This is a genomic window from Streptococcus cameli (assembly GCF_053207365.1).
This window is the reverse complement of sequence record NZ_JBRUIM010000006.1, coordinates 26189-43134: the sequence shown is the minus strand read 5'-3', so window position 1 is coordinate 43134 and position 16946 is coordinate 26189. Positions and strand designations below refer to the sequence as shown.

Sequence of the window (16946 nt, the reverse complement as noted above, 5' to 3'; positions counted from 1 at the left end):
GTTTGTCAACTATATGTATTGACAAGCAACACCATCACGGTAAGCCATGTCAATCATACCGCCGCCAAGACATTCGTCACCATTATAAAATACGACTGCTTGACCAGGTGTTATTGCCCGTTGTGGCTCATCAAAAATAACTTCTGCCTTGTCACCTGAAACTTTTACAGTCACTTTACTGTCTGGTTGACGGTAGCGGAATTTAGCTGTGCATTCTAAGGTAAATTCTTCTGGCATTTCTTTTGTAAAATGAACTTGACTGGCTTGTAAACTTGTTGACATCAAACTATCATGGTAGAAGCCTTGACCAACATAGAGGATGTTTTGGGAAAGATCTTTCCCGACAACAAACCATGGTTGGTTGTCACCACCATGTTGCCCCCCAATACCCAGTCCACCACGTTGGCCGATGGTGTAATACATAAGACCTGCATGTTCGCCCATATCACGGCCATCAACTGTCATCATCCGACCTGGTTGAGCGGGTAGGTATTGCCCTAAAAATTCTTTAAAGTTTTTTTCACCGATAAAACAGATTCCTGTTGAATCTTTTTTCTTTGCCGTTGCCAAACCGGCCCGTTCTGCTATTTCCCGAACTTCTGGCTTTTGCAAGTGTCCCAACGGAAACAATGTTTTTTGCAATTGTTCCTGTGAAAGTTGGCTTAAGAAATAGGTTTGGTCCTTGCCATTGTCTGCCCCACGCAACATACGAACAGTGCCGTCCTCATCGCGTGTGACTTGGGCGTAATGACCTGTTGCCACATAATCTGCTCCCAATGTCATCGCATAGTCCAAAAAGGCTTTAAACTTGATTTCCTTGTTGCACATGACATCTGGATTAGGAGTACGACCTGCCCGGTACTCTGCTAAGAAATACTCAAATACACGATCCCAATACTCTTTTTCAAAGTTAACAGAGTAGTAGGGGATCCCGATTTGGTCCGCAACAGCTGCAACATCCTTGTAGTCTTCTGTTGCTGTACAGAAGCCATTTTCATCTGTGTCATCCCAGTTCTTCATGAAGATACCAATCACATCATAGCCCTGCTCTTTTAACAAAAGAGCTGTTACAGATGAATCGACGCCGCCACTCATGCCAACGACAACACGTGTTTTTGAATTATCAACCATCGATAATTCCTCCCATCAAATAAGATACCAAAAGAAAACTTACATCACACAGTTAGAAAATCTCTGATTTTCCTGTTTATGATGAAAGTATTTCTCTCAGCTCAATATAGTTCTAACGTAGACTTGAAGGGTCTCGTTAGCCAAAAGTCGATTTGAAGGTCGATTTTGACTGCGTAAAGTACGCAAATGCTATTATAGCAAGTTTTTATCAGATTTCCAACTAGTTACCCTACGATTTGATTCCCTATCTTTTAGCCTGATTTTTGTTATAATAAGAGTAAGAAATACTGAAAGAGGAAACTATGTCACATCTACGCTTTCAATCTGTCTTTGATATTATTGGTCCAGTCATGATTGGCCCATCATCCAGCCATACAGCTGGGGCTGTACGCATTGGAAAAATAGTCTCTTCCATTTTTGGCGAAAAGCCTACGGAAGTAGAATTTCAACTCTTTAATTCCTTTGCCAAAACCTACCGGGGACATGGTACCGATGTAGCCCTTGTAGCGGGTATCTTAGGTATGGATACAGATGACGCTCGCATTCCAGACGCCCTAGACATTGCCCGTGAACAAGGGGTAAAAGTTTATTGGAAAATCAATAAAGATAGCAACGCACCGCATCCCAATACCACACGGATTGTCATCAAAAATGACCACAAATCCTTATCTGCAACAGGTGTGTCCATTGGTGGAGGAAATATCCAAGTAACGGAATTAAACGGTTTTGCTGTCAACCTCAACATGAATACCCCAACACTCATCATTGTACACCAAGATATTCCTGGTATGATTGCAAAAGTAACCGATATCTTGTCCGAGTACGACATCAATATCGCTCAAATGAATGTAACACGTGAAAATGCTGGCGAGAAAGCCATTATGATCATCGAAGTTGATTCAAGGCAATGTGAAAACGCTGTTAAGAAGATTGCTAATATCCCACATTTGTACAATGTCAATTTCTTTGGTTAGAAAAAGAGGAATTATGTTTTATAGTGTAAAAGAACTACTGGAACAAGCTGAAGAGCAATTTTCTGGTAATGTGGCTGAATTGATGATTGCCACTGAAAAAGAATTAACAGGTCGTGAACGAGAAGAGACCATCTCATTGATGACTAGAAATCTATCTGTGATGCAACAGTCTATTATTGACGGCTTATCTGATAGTAAATCTGTCTCAGGATTGACAGGAGGAGATGCGGCTAAACTCCATGCCTACATGCAATCTGGCAATAGCTTAGCAGGAAATGCTATCCTCTCAGCCGCTCGAAACGCCATGGCTGTCAACGAATTGAATGCTAAAATGGGCTTGGTCTGTGCTACACCAACTGCTGGATCAGCGGGCTGTATGCCGGCTGTACTTGGCGTTGCAACTGAAAAACTAGGATTGACCCAAGAACAACAATTGGATTTCCTCTTTACAGCAGGAGCCTTTGGACTGGTCATCGCCAACAATTCCTCAATCTCTGGTGCTGAAGGTGGCTGTCAAGCTGAGGTTGGCTCTGCTGCTGCCATGAGTGCAGCAGCCCTTACAATGGCTGCTGGAGGCACAGCCTACCAAGCTAGCCAAGCCATATGCTTCGTCATCAAAAACATGCTTGGTCTCATCTGCGACCCCGTAGCAGGACTGGTGGAGGTACCATGTGTCAAACGAAATGCGATGGGCGCAAGTTATGCCCTAGTCGCAGCAGATATGGCCTTAGCGGGTATCGAATCCAAAATCCCTGTTGACGAAGTGATTGATGCCATGTACCAAGTAGGTTCTAGTCTACCAACCGCCTTTCGGGAAACAGCAGAAGGTGGTCTGGCTGCTACACCAACTGGAAAACTCCTTGCAAAACACATTTTTGGAGAAGACTCTTAACCATGACAATAGTCTATTTTATCCGCCACGCTGAACCAAACTACACCAACCATGATGACCAAAGTAGAGAATTAACAGCAAAAGGTTTACAAGATAGTAAAGAACTTGTAAACCTTTTTCAGAGTATTCCTATCGATGCTTTTTATTCCAGTCCCTATAAACGCTCCATTGATACCATCAAACCTCTGGCACATTCATGTAACAAACATATCCAAACCATCAACGATTTGAGAGAACGAAAAATCACAGATAGCTGGATTGAAGACTTTAATGACTTTACCAGAAAACAATGGGGAGACTTTTCCTATAAATTACCTGGAGGTGAGTCCCTTCAGGAAGTGCAAAATCGAAACATTGCAACTTTGCAGTCCATTCTGAAAAATCATCCAAACCAAACCATTGTCGTCGGGACTCACGGAACAGCCTTGGCTACTATCTTACACTACTACAATCCTCATTTTGGACTGGAAGATTTCAATCAGATAAAACACATCTTCCCCTACATTGTCTGCTGTGAATTTGAAGACTGCTCTTTACAAGAGTTGTCAATCTTGCCACTAAAATAAAAAAGCGACTGAAAACAGTCGTTTTTTAGTACCAACCATTGGCATTTGAGAAAGCAAGTGCCGCAGTCCAAGAACCATAGCGACTCTTAACATAAGCATCTGCAACTCTTTCTTGGTTTTCAGGAGATAAATCTCCATTTAAGTATGTTAACATCAATTGGTAACGGCCATAAAATTGACCATTTTGAGCCGTATAGGAACCACCAGATTCCCGTCTTGCAATTTCTTCTTTTGCAGCATATTCTTCAGCAGCAGTTGGAACTGATGAAACAGGAGTAGGTTGGGAATAATTTGTTTGTTCAGCAGGAGCTGATACATACTGTGGTTGCTCGTCAACAACTTCTTCTACTGGATAATAATTATTGACAAATCTATCAACAATACTATCAACATTTTGACGAAACTGTAAATTTTTACCAAACAAAATGGTATTTAACTCTTTCAAACGAACAAATCGCGTAAATGCATTATTAGAAGTTTGTAAAGAGGTTGACTTTAAAAAAACATCTCCTAATTGTACACTTATAGTATCTGCTGTTACTGTTTGTGTCACAAATACCAGGATTGTCGCTATCATAACAATGAGTTTCTTTTTCATTTTATTGTAAATATGTAGTCCTTTCATCTTTCCTTCATTATCATACCGATTTTCTGTTACCGTTTGGTTATGATTTGATGACAAATATTACATCTTTATTGTAAACATATAAAAAAATCGCTCTTAAAAGCGATTTTTTAAGATTTTAGTACAAATAACAGAACTCCAATGAAAACAACGGAAAGAACAGCTATTGTATCAATTGTTTTCCATTTTAGTGTTCGGTACTTGCTTCGGCCGTCTCCACCTTGGTAACCACGCGCCTCCATGGCAGTCGCTAACGCATCGGCTCGTTTAAAGCTAGAGGCAAAAAGTGGAATGAGTATCGGAATCACTGCTTTGACTTTTTGAACAAGCGATCCTTCATTAAAATCAACACCACGCGCTCTCTGAGCGTTCATGATACGTGTCGTATCATCCATCAAAGTTGGGACAAAACGTAAGCTCATGGACAACATAAGTCCAATCTCATGGACAGGTACCTTAAACCGCGCCAAGGGAGCAAGGCCAGCTTCTACACCATCCGCTAAACTCAAGGGCGTTGTCGTGAGCGTCAAAAGGGTTGAAAAGAAAATGATAAAGACAAAACGAGCAAAAATAATCCCCGCCTGCTTCAATCCTTCCAGTGTAATGGTTACAATCCACCATTGAAATAGAACTGTCTCGCCTTTGATAAAAAACAATTGAAAGAGAGTTGTAAATAAAATCAACCCAATCATCGGCTTCAATCCATTGAAGAAGAAGGGAAGTTTAATGGAAGATAAAAAGAGCAGTCCCAAAATATAAACTAGGAGGATAGCATTGGTCAATAGATTATTGGCCCAAAAAATAATCATTAGAAAAAGAAACATTGATAAAAGTTTACTTCTTGGATCCAAACGATGAAGTAGAGAGTTTCCTGGTATATAACGTCCTAAAATTAATTTATCCATTTGGCAATGCCTCCACAAATTCTTCCATTGTAATCGGCAATTGTTCAAATACAAAACCCTTTCGCTCCATATTCGCAGCAAATTTTGTAATTTTTGGAACACCTAATTGAATCGTTTCCATAAATTCAACTTCTTGAAAAACTTCTTTTGGCTTACCTGAACGGACGATTTTTCCTTTTTCAAGGACATATAAAAAATCGGCATAATTCGCCACATCATCCATTAAATGCGTCACCAAAACAATCGTTATTCCAGACTGATGCAAATTTTTGACAAGGGTCATCAATTCTTTCCTACCTGCCGGGTCCAATCCTGCCGTTGGCTCATCAAGGACCAAAATGTTTGGTTCCATTGCTAAAATACCTGCAATCGCAACTCGACGCATTTGGCCACCAGATAATTCAAACGGGCTACGCTCAAACAATTCAGAATCAATGCCAACAAGACTTAATTTTTCACGTGCAATTGCTTCTGCTTCTGCTTGTGATACTCCAAAATTTTGAGGACCAAAAGCAACGTCCTTTAGGACTGTCTCATCAAAGACTTGACTTTCTGGAAATTGAAACACCAAACCAACCTTTTTTCGAATTTGTTTAATGTCCTTGTTTACAGAATCCGGTGTAATAGCTGTCTCATCAATCAAGACACAACCAGAGGTAGGAATATTTAGGCCGTTTAACAATTGTAGAATCGTGGATTTCCCCGAACCAGTATGTCCAACTAAAGCTATGTAAGAGCCATCTACAATCTCCAAATCCACACCAAAAAGGGCACGCCCCTCAAAGGGCGTGTCAACTTGATAAGTATAACTTACTTGTTGGAGAGAAATTCCCATAATGTTGTCTCTAAATCCTCTTCTGTAAAATAACGAAGGGGTAAACGAACCCCAGCTTCCCTTAGTTTTTCAGCTAATATCGTTGTGAATGGCTTTTCTAAATCTAAACTCTCTAAATCTGAACGCAAAAATAAAGCTTCAGGGCTACTGATGGACTCAACTTGACCTTTTTTCATCACAATCACTCGATCACTAAGGGCTACCTCATCCAAATCATGAGTGATGGATACAACTGTCATATTGTATTGATCCTTAATGTTTTTTACAGTCTGAATCAACTTTAAGCGACCTTCTGGATCCAACATACTCGTTGCCTCATCCAAAATAATGATATCTGGCCGTAACGCAACAACTCCTGCAATCGCAACACGTTGTTTTTGACCACCTGATAAACGAGCGGGTTCCCGCGTTTTGAACTCAGACATGCCAACCAATTCTAAAGCTTCTTGAACACGCTGTTGCATTTCTTCAACTGGTAATCCTTGATTTTCCAAACCAAATGCAACATCATCTTCAACAGTTGCTCCCACAAACTGATTGTCTGGATTTTGGAAAACCATACCGATATGGCGCCGCTTCTCCCAAACATTATCAGCAGTCAATTGATCTCCAGCTACGAAAATTTGACCGGATTCTGCTTCCAACAGGCCATCAATCAAGCGGACAGTTGTGGATTTGCCAGACCCGTTGTGCCCAATAATGGACAACCATTCCCCTTGTTTCACGTGAAACGAAACATCATTGAGAATATAATCCGTCTCACTTTCATCATATTTATATTTCAGATTTTTTACTTCAATGATATGTGTCATTATTGAAATGTACCTTTGAATAAAAAGGAAGCTCCCTTAAAGTAATCATATCCTGAATACAAGGTGAAAACCAAGGCGATGTAAAGTGTGATTTGCCCTACCAGACTCCATCCACATAGTAAAAAGATGATGGAGAACATTTGCGAAAATGTTTTGATTTTTCCAGGCATCGCAGCAGCAAGTACTGTTCCTCCCGTCTCAACCAGTAGTAAGCGCAAACCAGTCACCGCAAGCTCTCGACAAACAATTACTGCAACAACCCAAGCTGGTGCCATTTTTAATTCAACCAGCATAATAAATGCTGTCATCACTAAAATTTTATCCGCCATCGGGTCTGCAAATTTACCAAAATTTGAAACGACCTTCCATTTACGAGCAAGGTACCCATCGAGGTAGTCCGTCAAACTTGCCACTGCAAATAAGATAGCTGCCGCAATTTGCATCGTTGGTGTTTTCCACAAGGTTAACATTAAAATGAAGACTGGAATCACAAAAATGCGACCAATCGTCAATGCATTTGGAATATTTTCTTTTTTCATCATTTACCTTTATTCTATTGTGAACGTGATATAGCCCGTTTGGCTTGTTAAACCTGACATAGCCACTGTTTTTCCAGCCACTTCAACTTTTACACCTTGAACAACACCAAGTGTCAAAGTTGTATAGTTTACTCCTTCTGGAATTGTCACTGTCACACTTCTATTCTCTGGAGAGAGCGTTGCTCCATTTGCTAGCTCAGTATCTGTTAAAGCAATCCAACTGGTTGTATCTGTAACAGATAAGACTACCTCAACGGGCTTTGTGGCTTTAGATACCGTAACTGCAATATTTGGATCAGCCCCCGTCACTGTTAACTCAACATCAGAAGATGGTTTTTCTTCCTCTGAACTACTTGAAGCTGTCGATTCTTCAGGAATTGAAGAGCTACTTGCTTCTGTACTAGAAGACTTTGAAACAACTGAATAAGAAGCTTTTTGTGTCGGCCTTACCTGATTTTGGATGCGTGCTGACACAATATAAGCTATGAATACGAAAATAGCTACCGCAGTTAGTAATAAATAGATTAACGGCAAATAGGAGTTCTTTTTCTGTGGTGTTTTTTTGCTTCTTCTAAAATCAGATGCAAATTCAGGCTCTTCTCCTGCTTCATAATAAACAATTAAGCTATTACGATCAAACGCATCGAGTATAACTTCTGCATCTAATTCCAAGGCTTCTGCATACCGTTCAATAAAAGCACGCGCATATTCCCTATCTCCGATTGCTTCAAAATCATTTTCTTCAAGAGCTTGTAAATGCCTAGCCTGAATTTTGATCATGCGTTGTAATTGTTCTAAGGTCCACCCCCTAGCTGTTCGGGCTAGTTTTAATACCTCACCAATCGATTTTTTTCTCATTATTTCCTCACTCTCACTAAATCAACTTCAATACCATATTTTAACAAAAAAACGAAGAAATTTCGACGATGAATCTCTCTTATTTCGGAAAAATAATAAAATCAGCCAATTCTCCATCAGATAAAAAGTACCGTCCAGCCTCCATCACATCTTCTAGCGCTATTTCTTCTAATATATTCGGTAGATCAAAAATAGTCTCCCTTGCTTCTGGACTTGCGTTTGCCGAAAAATACATGGCAGTTGCTTCTAAAGAGTTGAGGCTACGAATATAGTCACCAAGTGCTTCTTTCTTTATCAGAGACAGATGTTCTTCAGAAAAAGTTGGGTCTTTTTCAAAGTTCACAATCGCTTTTTTCAATTGACTTGATAAGGCAATCGGCTCCGAACTATCAACAGTTAAGACAAAAAATTGGTAGGTATTCCGAATTTCCAAGTGAAATGAAAAGGAACTGTCAATTTTACCAGACTGATAGAGAGCTTGGTAGCGGTCGGAGGTCCAACCAAATAACATCGAAAATAACAGGGACAAGCAGGTTTTATACCGTAATAAGCTGGTTGAAAGAACCCCACCTTGACTACGTATCCCAATCGCTAATTTAGGCATAGCAACCTCAAGATACAGTTTTCCATGTTCCTTAATTGGAGCTAATTCCAAACAAGGAGTCACTTTCTCATCTCTACTAGCGATTCGACTTTGAACAGCCTGAATCGATGACCAAGTTTCCTTAACATCGATATTCCCAGTCACAAATAAGGTCATCTTTTGCGGTTGATAAAAATAGTTAAAATTCTCAAGTAAGTCCTCTAACCTTATTTTTCTAATCGAATCAATACTACCTGCTATATCGTCTGCAATAGCTATATTGGGATACAAACTAGATAGAATTTCAACAAAGAGTCTAGAATCAGGATCATCTTGGTACATTAAAATCTCCTGTGAAATGATCTCCTTTTCCTTTTCAATTGATTCTTTTGTGAAATATGGTTTCGTTATAAACTCTTGCAATAAGGTTAAACTAGATAGATAGTCCTTTGTCGTTGAAAAAAAATAAGTTGTTTGGTAAAGACTTGTAAAGGCATTCGCATTGGCACCAAATTTTGAAAACTCTTGTAGTACATCTTGTCCATTTTCTGATTCAAACATTTTATGTTCCAAAAAATGAGCAATTCCAGCTGGATAAACCTGTTTCTTTTGATCGTTCTCTGAATAAAAAACAGCATCCGCAGATCCAAAATCAACTGCTAAACTGGCAAAAACTTCATGGTATTCATTTCTTGGTTGTAAACAAACTGTAAACCCATTTGTCAATTTCCCCAAAAAAATAGACTGATTTAAAAATGGAATCTTTTTTTCGATTAACTCATTCATTCTCAGAAATTCCTTCCAAAAAATACAAGGATTGCAGTCGAATTGTTCGGCTACAATTCACAACATCTTCAATACGAACAGCTTTTACATCATCTTTTAATTGACTGAAATCTTTTGCCTTGTTTCCATAAATTGACTGATGGTAGACTTCTTCTATTTTAGTTCGTTGACGATCTTGTGAGATTGTCAAGGAATGGAGCAAGCTTTCTTTTGCAAGCTCCAACTCCTCTTCAGATATGCGACCTTGTTTGATAGTTTTTAATTCTTGCTGAATCATTCGCATCAGCTGCAAACGGTCTTTCTTATCAATTCCAGCATAAATTCGTAACATACCAGAATGAATATGAAGAGAGCTACCAATTGTATAAGCCAATCCTTCTTTTTCTCTAATATTCATAAATAACCTTGATTGAGAGGATTCTCCAAATAAAGTATTAAATACAAGTAAAGAAGAATAGTTTACAGATGTGTAAACATCTTGTAATCCAAATGCTAATTCCATAATCGATTGGTTGGCCTGTCTTCTCTCCATTTTTTCGTTTGTGACAACCGAAAAATCTTGTTGATAATCAAATTGTAAGTCTGGTTTTCGATAGGTAAACTCAAAAGAATGAAAGGTTTCTAAGAAAAGCTGTTGATCACATTCTCCATGGACAAAAACATCAATTCTATCCATCTTTAACATATTTTTATAGATAGAATAAGCACTCTGGGCTGTTTCTTTGTTGATCAATTCGACAGTTGCTACACGTGGAATTCTCATTTCTTCCTCTTGGAAAAAAAGATGATTTAATTCCTTATCAGCGTGGTAAAAGTTATCTTCTACTTCAGATTCAAGGTAATGAATTAAATTAGCCTTTTCTGTCACAAACAACTCTCTTTGAAATTCCTTTTTATCCAGCAAAGGACGAAACAGTACACCTGTTAAAAATTCCAATATTTGCTCTGTTAACTGATGAGATTCTGCAACTAACCTTTCTTTCACATACGTCATGGTAACATCCACAATATGTGCCTTTCCCATTTTTGAGACACTCGTAGTTAAACTAGCTCCATATAAAGAGGCTAATTTTCGTCTAAAATCTTGAACTTCAGGATAGTCTTGATTTGCAATTTCAAACAGATTGGCAACCAAAACTCTTCCTGCGACTGTTTTTTCAGATAATGGTGCTGTAAAGCGGACTGTAATCCGATTCGTTGTAAATTGATGTGACGGAATAAAATGAAGATAGACACCTTCTTGTAATTTCATGAAAAACCTCTCCAAACATAATCAGTCCCATTATACCATTTTATGATATAATAATCTCCAAAGAGGTAAATTATGGAATACAAACTATTTGATGAATTCATTACATTGCAATCCCTGTTAAAAACCCTAGGTCTACTACCTTCAGGTGGAGCTATTAAGTCATTTCTAGCAGACAATACAGTCCTATTTAATGGCGAAAAAGAAGAGAGAAGAGGCAAAAAAATTAGAATTGGGGATCTAGTAGAATTGCCCAATCAAGGGATTTCTATCTCCATTATCCAGCCCTCTCAAGAGGAGATAGAGGAACATCAAAATGACTTAGAAGAAAAACAACGTGTGGCACAGTTAGTCAAACAGATGAATAAAAAACTAAAAAAGAAAGCATCTCCAAAACAAGCAACTAATAAGCCAATATCGGACGCCCAAAAACGCCCGGTTCGCTTCCCAGGTACCTAATATGTGGTTAGAAAATCTAACAATTGACAAATTTAGAAATTACAAACAAACAAAACTATCCTTTCATGCTGGTTTAAATATCTTCTTGGGCCAAAACGCACAAGGAAAAACCAATATTCTTGAAAGCATCTATTTTTTAGCACTGACCAGAAGCCATCGGACTAGAACAGACAAGGACTTGCTCCAATTTGAAGAAAATAGCCTTAGTGTTCACGGATTAGTACACCGGTCTATCGGGGCAATTCCACTTGACATTGAATTGACAGAAAGTGGACGTGTTACAAAAGTAAACCACCTTAAACAATCAAGATTATCAGATTACATTGGTAAACTAAACGTCGTTCTTTTTGCTCCTGAAGATTTACAACTTGTTAAAGGAGCACCTGCAATTCGCAGAAAATTTATTGATGTGGAATTAGGTCAGATGAAACCAGTCTACTTATCAGATCTCTCACAATATAACCATGTCTTAAAACAGCGTAATACCTATCTAAAAACAGCTGATACAATTGACGAAGTATTTTTATCAGTCTTGGATCAACAGCTAGCTGAGTATGGGTGTAAAGTCATGCTTCAACGAATTGATTTTTTACAGCGACTGGAGCAGTTTGCAAAAGAAAAACATTTTGATATTTCCAATCAAGCAGAGGAGTTTTCCATTAATTATGAACCTTCCATTAGATTTACAGATGCATCAACTTTAGTTGACAATTATTTAACAGAGTTGTCAATATCTCGTAAAAGAGATTTATTCAAAAAAAATACAGGCGTCGGACCTCACAGAGATGATTTTACTTTTTACATCAACGGAATGAAGGCCCACTTCGGTAGTCAAGGACAGCACCGAAGTCTTGTTTTATCTGTCAAGTTAGCAGAAATTGAATTGATGAAAGAAGTTACAACGGAATACCCAATCTTATTGTTGGACGATGTGATGAGTGAACTTGACAATAGTCGGCAAATCAAATTACTAGAGACCATCTCCAAAAAAATTCAAACCTTTATCACAACAACTTCCCTGGATCATCTACATGATTTACCAGAGGAACTGAAAATATTCCATGTGAACAATGGACAAATAAAAGAAGCGACTAATGAATCATAGTCGCTTCTTTGTTTACATCAACTTGACACTACTGTACAGAATAGTTTGGTGCCTCATTTGTGATTTGAACATCATGTGGGTGGCTTTCTTTCAAACCAGCACCTGACATTTCAATAAATTGAGCATTGTCATGCAATTCTTGGAGATTGGCTGCACCAACATAGCCCATGCCAGAACGAATACCTCCTAGCATTTGAAAAACGATATCTGCTGCTGCTCCTTTATAGGCAACCCGTCCTTCAATACCTTCTGGAACCAATTTGTTCGCTTCATTGACTGAACCTTGGAAGTAACGGTCACTGGAGCCTTTTTTCATTGCTGCAATAGAGCCCATACCCCGGTAGGTCTTAAATTTACGGCCTTGGAAAATTTCAGTTTCACCTGGTGCTTCATCTGTTCCTGCAAACATAGAGCCTAACATTACTGCATTTCCACCTGCTGCAAGAGCTTTAACAATATCACCTGAATACTTGATTCCACCGTCTGCAATGATGGTTTTTCCATACTCACGCGCCACGGCTGCCGCATCATAGATGGCGGTTACTTGCGGTACACCAACCCCTGCAATCACACGGGTTGTACAGATAGAACCTGGACCAATTCCGACTTTGACAACATCGACTCCTGCATCGTAAAGGGCACGAGCACCATCTGCTGTGGCAATGTTTCCTGCAATTAAGGTCTTCGTAGGGAAATGAGCTCTAATCTCTGCAATTTTCCGTAAAACTCCAGCAGAATGACCATGTGCGGTATCAATAACAATCGCATCTGCCCCTGCTTCAAACAAAGCTTCTGCACGATCGAAAGTATCTGAAGTAACTCCGACTGCTCCTGCAACTAACAAACGACCAAATTCATCTTTGGCAGCATTCGGAAATTCGATTACTTTTTCAATGTCTTTAATGGTGATTAGACCAGATAGTCGGCCATTATCATCAACCAGCGGTAACTTCTCAATCCGGTGTTCATGAAGAATACGCTCTGCCGTCTCTAAATCTGTTCCAATCGGAGCAGTCACTAAATTTTCACTGGTCATATGCTCTGAAATTTTGGAATCATAATCTGTAATAAAACGCATATCCCGATTGGTAATAATACCAACCAATTTGCGATTTTCAAGAGTCTCCACAATAGGAACACCTGAAATACGGTAACGCTCCATCAATTCTTCTGCTTCAAAAACTTGGTGATTGGGTGTTAAGAAAAACGGATCAATGATAACCCCATTTTCAGAACGTTTAACCTTTCGTACCTCTTCAGCTTGCTCTGTGATGGACATATTTTTATGGATAACCCCTAAACCACCTGCACGCGCAATGGCAATGGCCATTTTACTATCTGTAACAGTGTCCATAGCAGCTGTAATAATCGGAATATTCAATGTCAAATTCTCTGCTAGTTTTGTTTGCAAATTCACTTCATTTGGTAAAACATGGCTTTCAGCTGGAATGAGCAATACATCATCAAAGGTAAATCCTTTTTTCAAAAATTTTGTGTCCCAATTTGACATGAAACAATCCTCTTTTCTCTCTAAAATTAATGTTAACCTATCATATCATTTTCTAATCATTTGTCAACCAAAACGATATAATTACCGAACTTATTTTTTAAAATACACCGATTATTTTGACTAACCCTTAATTTATACGTATGTTTATTTTTTTATATTTATTTTATTCGTTTTTTAATATAAAAAACGATTCACATAAATGTAAATCGTTTTTATTTTTTAGAAATAGTTAATTCCCATAGCATTTTTCACTTCAGACAGGGTTTGGCCAGCTACTGCACGTGCTGCCTCACTACCTTTTTCCAGCATACGGAAAACTTCCCCCATATCCTTTGCATACTCTATGCGCCGTTCCCGAATAGGAGCCAATTCCCGTTCAAGGATGTCCAGCAAGTAACGCTTGGTTTTCACATCTCCTAAACCACCACGTTGGTAATGTTCTTTCATGGCCTCAATTTCTGGACGATCTGCTTCTGTCCCAAAGATATCCAAATAGTGGAAGACCATATTGCCCTCAATTTGACCTGGGTCTTCAACACGGATATGATTTGGATCTGTGTACATGCTCATGACTTTTTTACGAATGGTATCTGCATCATCCGATAAGTAGATTCCATTTCCAAGAGATTTCGACATTTTGGCATTCCCATCCAAACCTGGTAAACGCCCTGCTTTTTCGTTTTCTGGATAGAGGCCTTCTGGCTCAACCAAAACATCACAGTTATAGGCATGGTTGAAACTACGAGCAATTTCACGAGTCTGCTCAATCATCGGTTTTTGGTCATTCCCAACCGGTACCAAATTGGCTTTAAAGGCGGTAATATCAGCAGCTTGCGAAATAGGATAGACAAAGAATCCTGTTGGAATAGACTCTCCAAAACCTTTTTGTGCAATCTCAGTTTTAACGGTCGGATTGCGTTCCAAACGTCCCAATGATACCAAATTCATATAGTACATGGTCAACTCAGCCAATTCAGGAATCTGACTTTGAATAAAGATAGTGGACTGATTTGGATCCAAACCCACTGCCAAATAATCAAGGGCAACATTGCCAATGGATTCCTTAATAATGGCAGATTCCTTGGCATGGTCTGTCAAGGCTTGTTGATCCGCAAGGAAAACAAACATATCATATTTACCTTCGTTTTGCAGAAGGACACGATTTTTCAAACTACCTACGTAGTGACCTAAGTGTAATTTACCTGTTGGACGATCTCCTGTTAAAATAATTGGTTTTGTCATTTTTTCTCCTTTGCAATTAGTTGACAGATTTGTCAATTTGGTTGAAATAATCTTCTTTTGTCAAGCAGTAGTGGACCATTGTCACCATTCGACTGGAATCTTTTTTATCGATTTTTGCATAGGGTTCTGTATGGCTGAGCAACATTCCTATTTTTTGCATGACCCGTCCAGATGCTGAATTTTCTTTATCATGACGGGCAATCAGACAATTCATCTTCCATTCTTCAAAAAAGAGTTGCACAAAAGTTTGTGTAGCTTCCGTCATAATCCCCATATTCCAAAATCTTTTGTCTAGCGTATACCCAATTTCTGCCCTTTTTGTCGCTTCCGTTAAATGGTGCATATCCAGAGTTCCGATAAATTGACCTGTTTCTTTTATCTCGATCCCCCACCGTCCAAGTGGATTAGCGAGATAAATCTGGGCAATATTGTTTTTGGTATCTTCAAGGGTCTGGTTGACTGGAAATGTCCAACGGACGTTTTCTTCATCAGAAGCATAAGAAAACATAGCTTTTGCATCTTCCAGTGTGACTGGTCTCAAGAGTAGTCTTTCAGTCTCAATAATCCTGTATTTATCTAATCTCTGGTAAATACTCTCCATCTATTCCCCTTTCTATCCAATAAAAAATCCTCACACTAAAATAGCGTGAGGGCATAATGAACAATTACACGGTACCACCTCAATTGACAACTAACTTTACAATTTTTTTACACAGTTGTCATCTTTGTAAACACGTAAGGAGTGTCAATCCTGAAACGTATTGGTTTGTTTCACGTGAAACGTCAGCCCATTCATCCCTGTCTTATACTTGTTTTCAGCAACCACAAGCTCTCTAACATAAAAAACACAGACTACTTTTCTGATAAGTTTATTATATAGTGCTTATAGTAGAAAGTCAAGAAACTTTAAAACTTGACGATGGACCTTCAATTAGGGATAATAGACAAGTAAACTTGATAAAAGGAGCGTAAGATGGAAAAGATAAAAGATTTATTCTTAGTGACAATTGGTTCTTTAATTAGTGCGATTGGTTTTAATACTATGTTATTAGAAAATAACATTGCATCTGGTGGAGTTGGAGGATTAGCAATCAGCCTAAAAGAATTATTTGGTTGGGAACCATCAATATTTGTTATGTTAACGAATATTCCACTAATGATTCTTTGTCTAGTTCTACTAGGAAAATCTGTATTCTTTAAAACCCTATATGGATCACTGGTCTACCCTTTTTTTATTTCATTGACAGCAAGTTTACCAAATACAACTGAAAATCAACTTCTAGCAGCTATTTTTGGTGGTGCAATCTTAGGGTTTGGATTGGGACTTGTTTTCTTAGGAAATTCATCAACTGGTGGTACAGGGATTATTGTACAAATCTTAAATAAATATACACCAGTTCCTCTCGGGATATTAATAGGGATTACTGATGGAATCGTTGTTGGGCTTGGCTTTATTGCCTTTGATTCAGATACTGTCATGTATTCCATTATTGCCTTAACCACTATTACCTATATTATCAATCGTATGATGGCCGGTACCGATTCGTCTAGAAACATGATGATTATTTCTGAAAAACACCCTGAAATTAAGGAATATATTACAAAAACAATGGATAGAGGAATTACTGAATTGCCCATTCTTGGCGGCTATACAGGGGTCGAAAAACGCATGCTTATGGCAACTGTTTCACGTCCTGAAGTGCAAATCATTGAAACAGAAATCCTCTCGATTGACGAAACAGCGTTTATTATTGTTATGCCAGCTAGCCAAGTAAGAGGCAGAGGATTTAGCCTACAAAAAAATCACAACATTGACGAAGATATCTTAATTCCAATGTAGAACGTTGAAAAATCAAGGGATTTCTAGTAAAATAA

Annotated in this window: 18 protein-coding genes and 1 other annotated feature; of the genes, 6 read left to right on the top strand and 12 right to left on the bottom strand. The window is 38.6% G+C overall.

What is annotated here, in order from left to right; genetic code table 11:
- Positions 1-9: 9 nt before the first annotated feature.
- Positions 10-1131, bottom strand: a complete 1122-nt coding sequence (gene mnmA / locus ACVR1I_RS09880) for a tRNA 2-thiouridine(34) synthase MnmA (protein WP_447443859.1) — start codon at positions 1129-1131, stop codon at positions 10-12.
- A 302-nt stretch (positions 1132-1433) separates the two neighbouring features.
- On the opposite strand from mnmA, the gene sdaAB reads away from it, so the two are divergent.
- From sdaAB to ACVR1I_RS09865, 3 genes are read left to right on the top strand one after another with little or no spacing between them, the layout of a single operon-like run.
- Complete coding sequence (gene sdaAB, locus ACVR1I_RS09875; RefSeq protein ID WP_447443858.1) at positions 1434-2105, top strand: L-serine ammonia-lyase, iron-sulfur-dependent subunit beta; 672 nt, start codon at positions 1434-1436, stop codon at positions 2103-2105.
- A 13-nt stretch (positions 2106-2118) separates the two neighbouring features.
- Positions 2119-2997, top strand: a complete 879-nt coding sequence (sdaAA, locus tag ACVR1I_RS09870; RefSeq protein ID WP_447443857.1) for an L-serine ammonia-lyase, iron-sulfur-dependent, subunit alpha — start codon at positions 2119-2121, stop codon at positions 2995-2997.
- A 2-nt stretch (positions 2998-2999) separates the two neighbouring features.
- Positions 3000-3563 carry a histidine phosphatase family protein gene (locus ACVR1I_RS09865; RefSeq protein ID WP_447443856.1) on the top strand — a complete coding sequence of 188 codons (564 nt, stop codon included), beginning with the start codon at positions 3000-3002 and terminating at the stop codon, positions 3561-3563.
- Positions 3564-3588: 25 nt separating this feature from the next.
- Here the strand turns inward: ACVR1I_RS09865 and ACVR1I_RS09860 are convergent, their stop codons facing one another.
- The 8 genes from ACVR1I_RS09860 to yfmF form a co-directional block, all read right to left on the bottom strand.
- Positions 3589-4140 carry an aggregation-promoting factor C-terminal-like domain-containing protein gene (locus ACVR1I_RS09860; protein ID WP_447443855.1) on the bottom strand — a complete coding sequence of 184 codons (552 nt, stop codon included), beginning with the start codon at positions 4138-4140 and terminating at the stop codon, positions 3589-3591.
- Positions 4141-4298: 158 nt separating this feature from the next.
- Positions 4299-5093: an energy-coupling factor transporter transmembrane component T family protein gene (locus ACVR1I_RS09855; RefSeq protein ID WP_447443854.1), complete on the bottom strand. Its 795-nt coding sequence runs from the start codon at positions 5091-5093 to the stop codon at positions 4299-4301.
- The gene (locus ACVR1I_RS09850) at positions 5086-5928 is read right to left on the bottom strand and encodes an energy-coupling factor transporter ATPase (RefSeq protein WP_447443853.1); all 843 of its coding nucleotides are present in this window, start codon (positions 5926-5928) and stop codon (positions 5086-5088) included. The genes ACVR1I_RS09855 and ACVR1I_RS09850 overlap by 8 nt, the downstream gene beginning before the upstream one ends.
- Complete coding sequence (locus ACVR1I_RS09845) at positions 5904-6740, bottom strand: energy-coupling factor ABC transporter ATP-binding protein (protein WP_447443852.1); 837 nt, start codon at positions 6738-6740, stop codon at positions 5904-5906. The genes ACVR1I_RS09850 and ACVR1I_RS09845 overlap by 25 nt, the downstream gene beginning before the upstream one ends.
- Positions 6740-7279, bottom strand: coding sequence for a CDP-diacylglycerol--glycerol-3-phosphate 3-phosphatidyltransferase (gene pgsA, locus ACVR1I_RS09840; protein WP_447443904.1), 540 nt, complete (start codon positions 7277-7279; stop codon positions 6740-6742). Before pgsA ends, ACVR1I_RS09845 begins: the two co-directional genes overlap by 1 nt.
- Positions 7280-7288: 9 nt before the next feature.
- Positions 7289-8137 carry a helix-turn-helix domain-containing protein gene (locus ACVR1I_RS09835; protein WP_447443851.1) on the bottom strand — a complete coding sequence of 283 codons (849 nt, stop codon included), beginning with the start codon at positions 8135-8137 and terminating at the stop codon, positions 7289-7291.
- 79 nt (positions 8138-8216) lie between these two features.
- On the bottom strand, positions 8217-9506 hold the full coding sequence (gene yfmH / locus ACVR1I_RS09830) for an EF-P 5-aminopentanol modification-associated protein YfmH (protein ID WP_447443850.1): 1290 nt from the start codon (positions 9504-9506) through the stop codon (positions 8217-8219).
- Positions 9499-10758: an EF-P 5-aminopentanol modification-associated protein YfmF gene (yfmF, locus tag ACVR1I_RS09825; RefSeq protein WP_447443849.1), complete on the bottom strand. Its 1260-nt coding sequence runs from the start codon at positions 10756-10758 to the stop codon at positions 9499-9501. Before yfmF ends, yfmH begins: the two co-directional genes overlap by 8 nt.
- Positions 10759-10830: 72 nt before the next feature.
- Between yfmF and yaaA the strand changes: the two genes are divergently transcribed.
- Together yaaA and recF are read left to right on the top strand one after the other, a co-directional pair.
- A complete protein-coding gene (yaaA, locus tag ACVR1I_RS09820; RefSeq protein WP_447443848.1) occupies positions 10831-11214 on the top strand; it encodes a S4 domain-containing protein YaaA in 384 nt (127 codons plus the stop codon).
- Between the two features lies 1 nt (position 11215).
- A complete protein-coding gene (gene recF, locus ACVR1I_RS09815) occupies positions 11216-12319 on the top strand; it encodes a DNA replication/repair protein RecF (protein WP_447443847.1) in 1104 nt (367 codons plus the stop codon).
- Positions 12320-12347: 28 nt separating this feature from the next.
- Here recF and guaB read toward each other — a convergent pair whose 3' ends face one another.
- From guaB to ACVR1I_RS09800, 3 genes are all read right to left on the bottom strand, one after another.
- Complete coding sequence (gene guaB, locus ACVR1I_RS09810; protein WP_447443846.1) at positions 12348-13829, bottom strand: IMP dehydrogenase; 1482 nt, start codon at positions 13827-13829, stop codon at positions 12348-12350.
- A gap of 219 nt (positions 13830-14048) precedes the next feature.
- Positions 14049-15071 (bottom strand): tryptophan--tRNA ligase, encoded by a 1023-nt coding sequence (trpS, locus tag ACVR1I_RS09805; protein WP_447443845.1) that lies wholly within the window; start codon positions 15069-15071, stop codon positions 14049-14051.
- Positions 15072-15087: 16 nt separating this feature from the next.
- Positions 15088-15672 carry a GNAT family N-acetyltransferase gene (locus ACVR1I_RS09800; RefSeq protein WP_447443844.1) on the bottom strand — a complete coding sequence of 195 codons (585 nt, stop codon included), beginning with the start codon at positions 15670-15672 and terminating at the stop codon, positions 15088-15090.
- Between the two features lie 44 nt (positions 15673-15716).
- Positions 15717-15947, bottom strand: a binding site (T-box leader).
- A 97-nt stretch (positions 15948-16044) separates the two neighbouring features.
- Here ACVR1I_RS09800 and ACVR1I_RS09795 point away from each other — a divergent pair.
- On the top strand, positions 16045-16911 hold the full coding sequence (locus ACVR1I_RS09795) for a YitT family protein (RefSeq protein WP_447443843.1): 867 nt from the start codon (positions 16045-16047) through the stop codon (positions 16909-16911).
- Positions 16912-16946 lie beyond the last annotated feature (35 nt).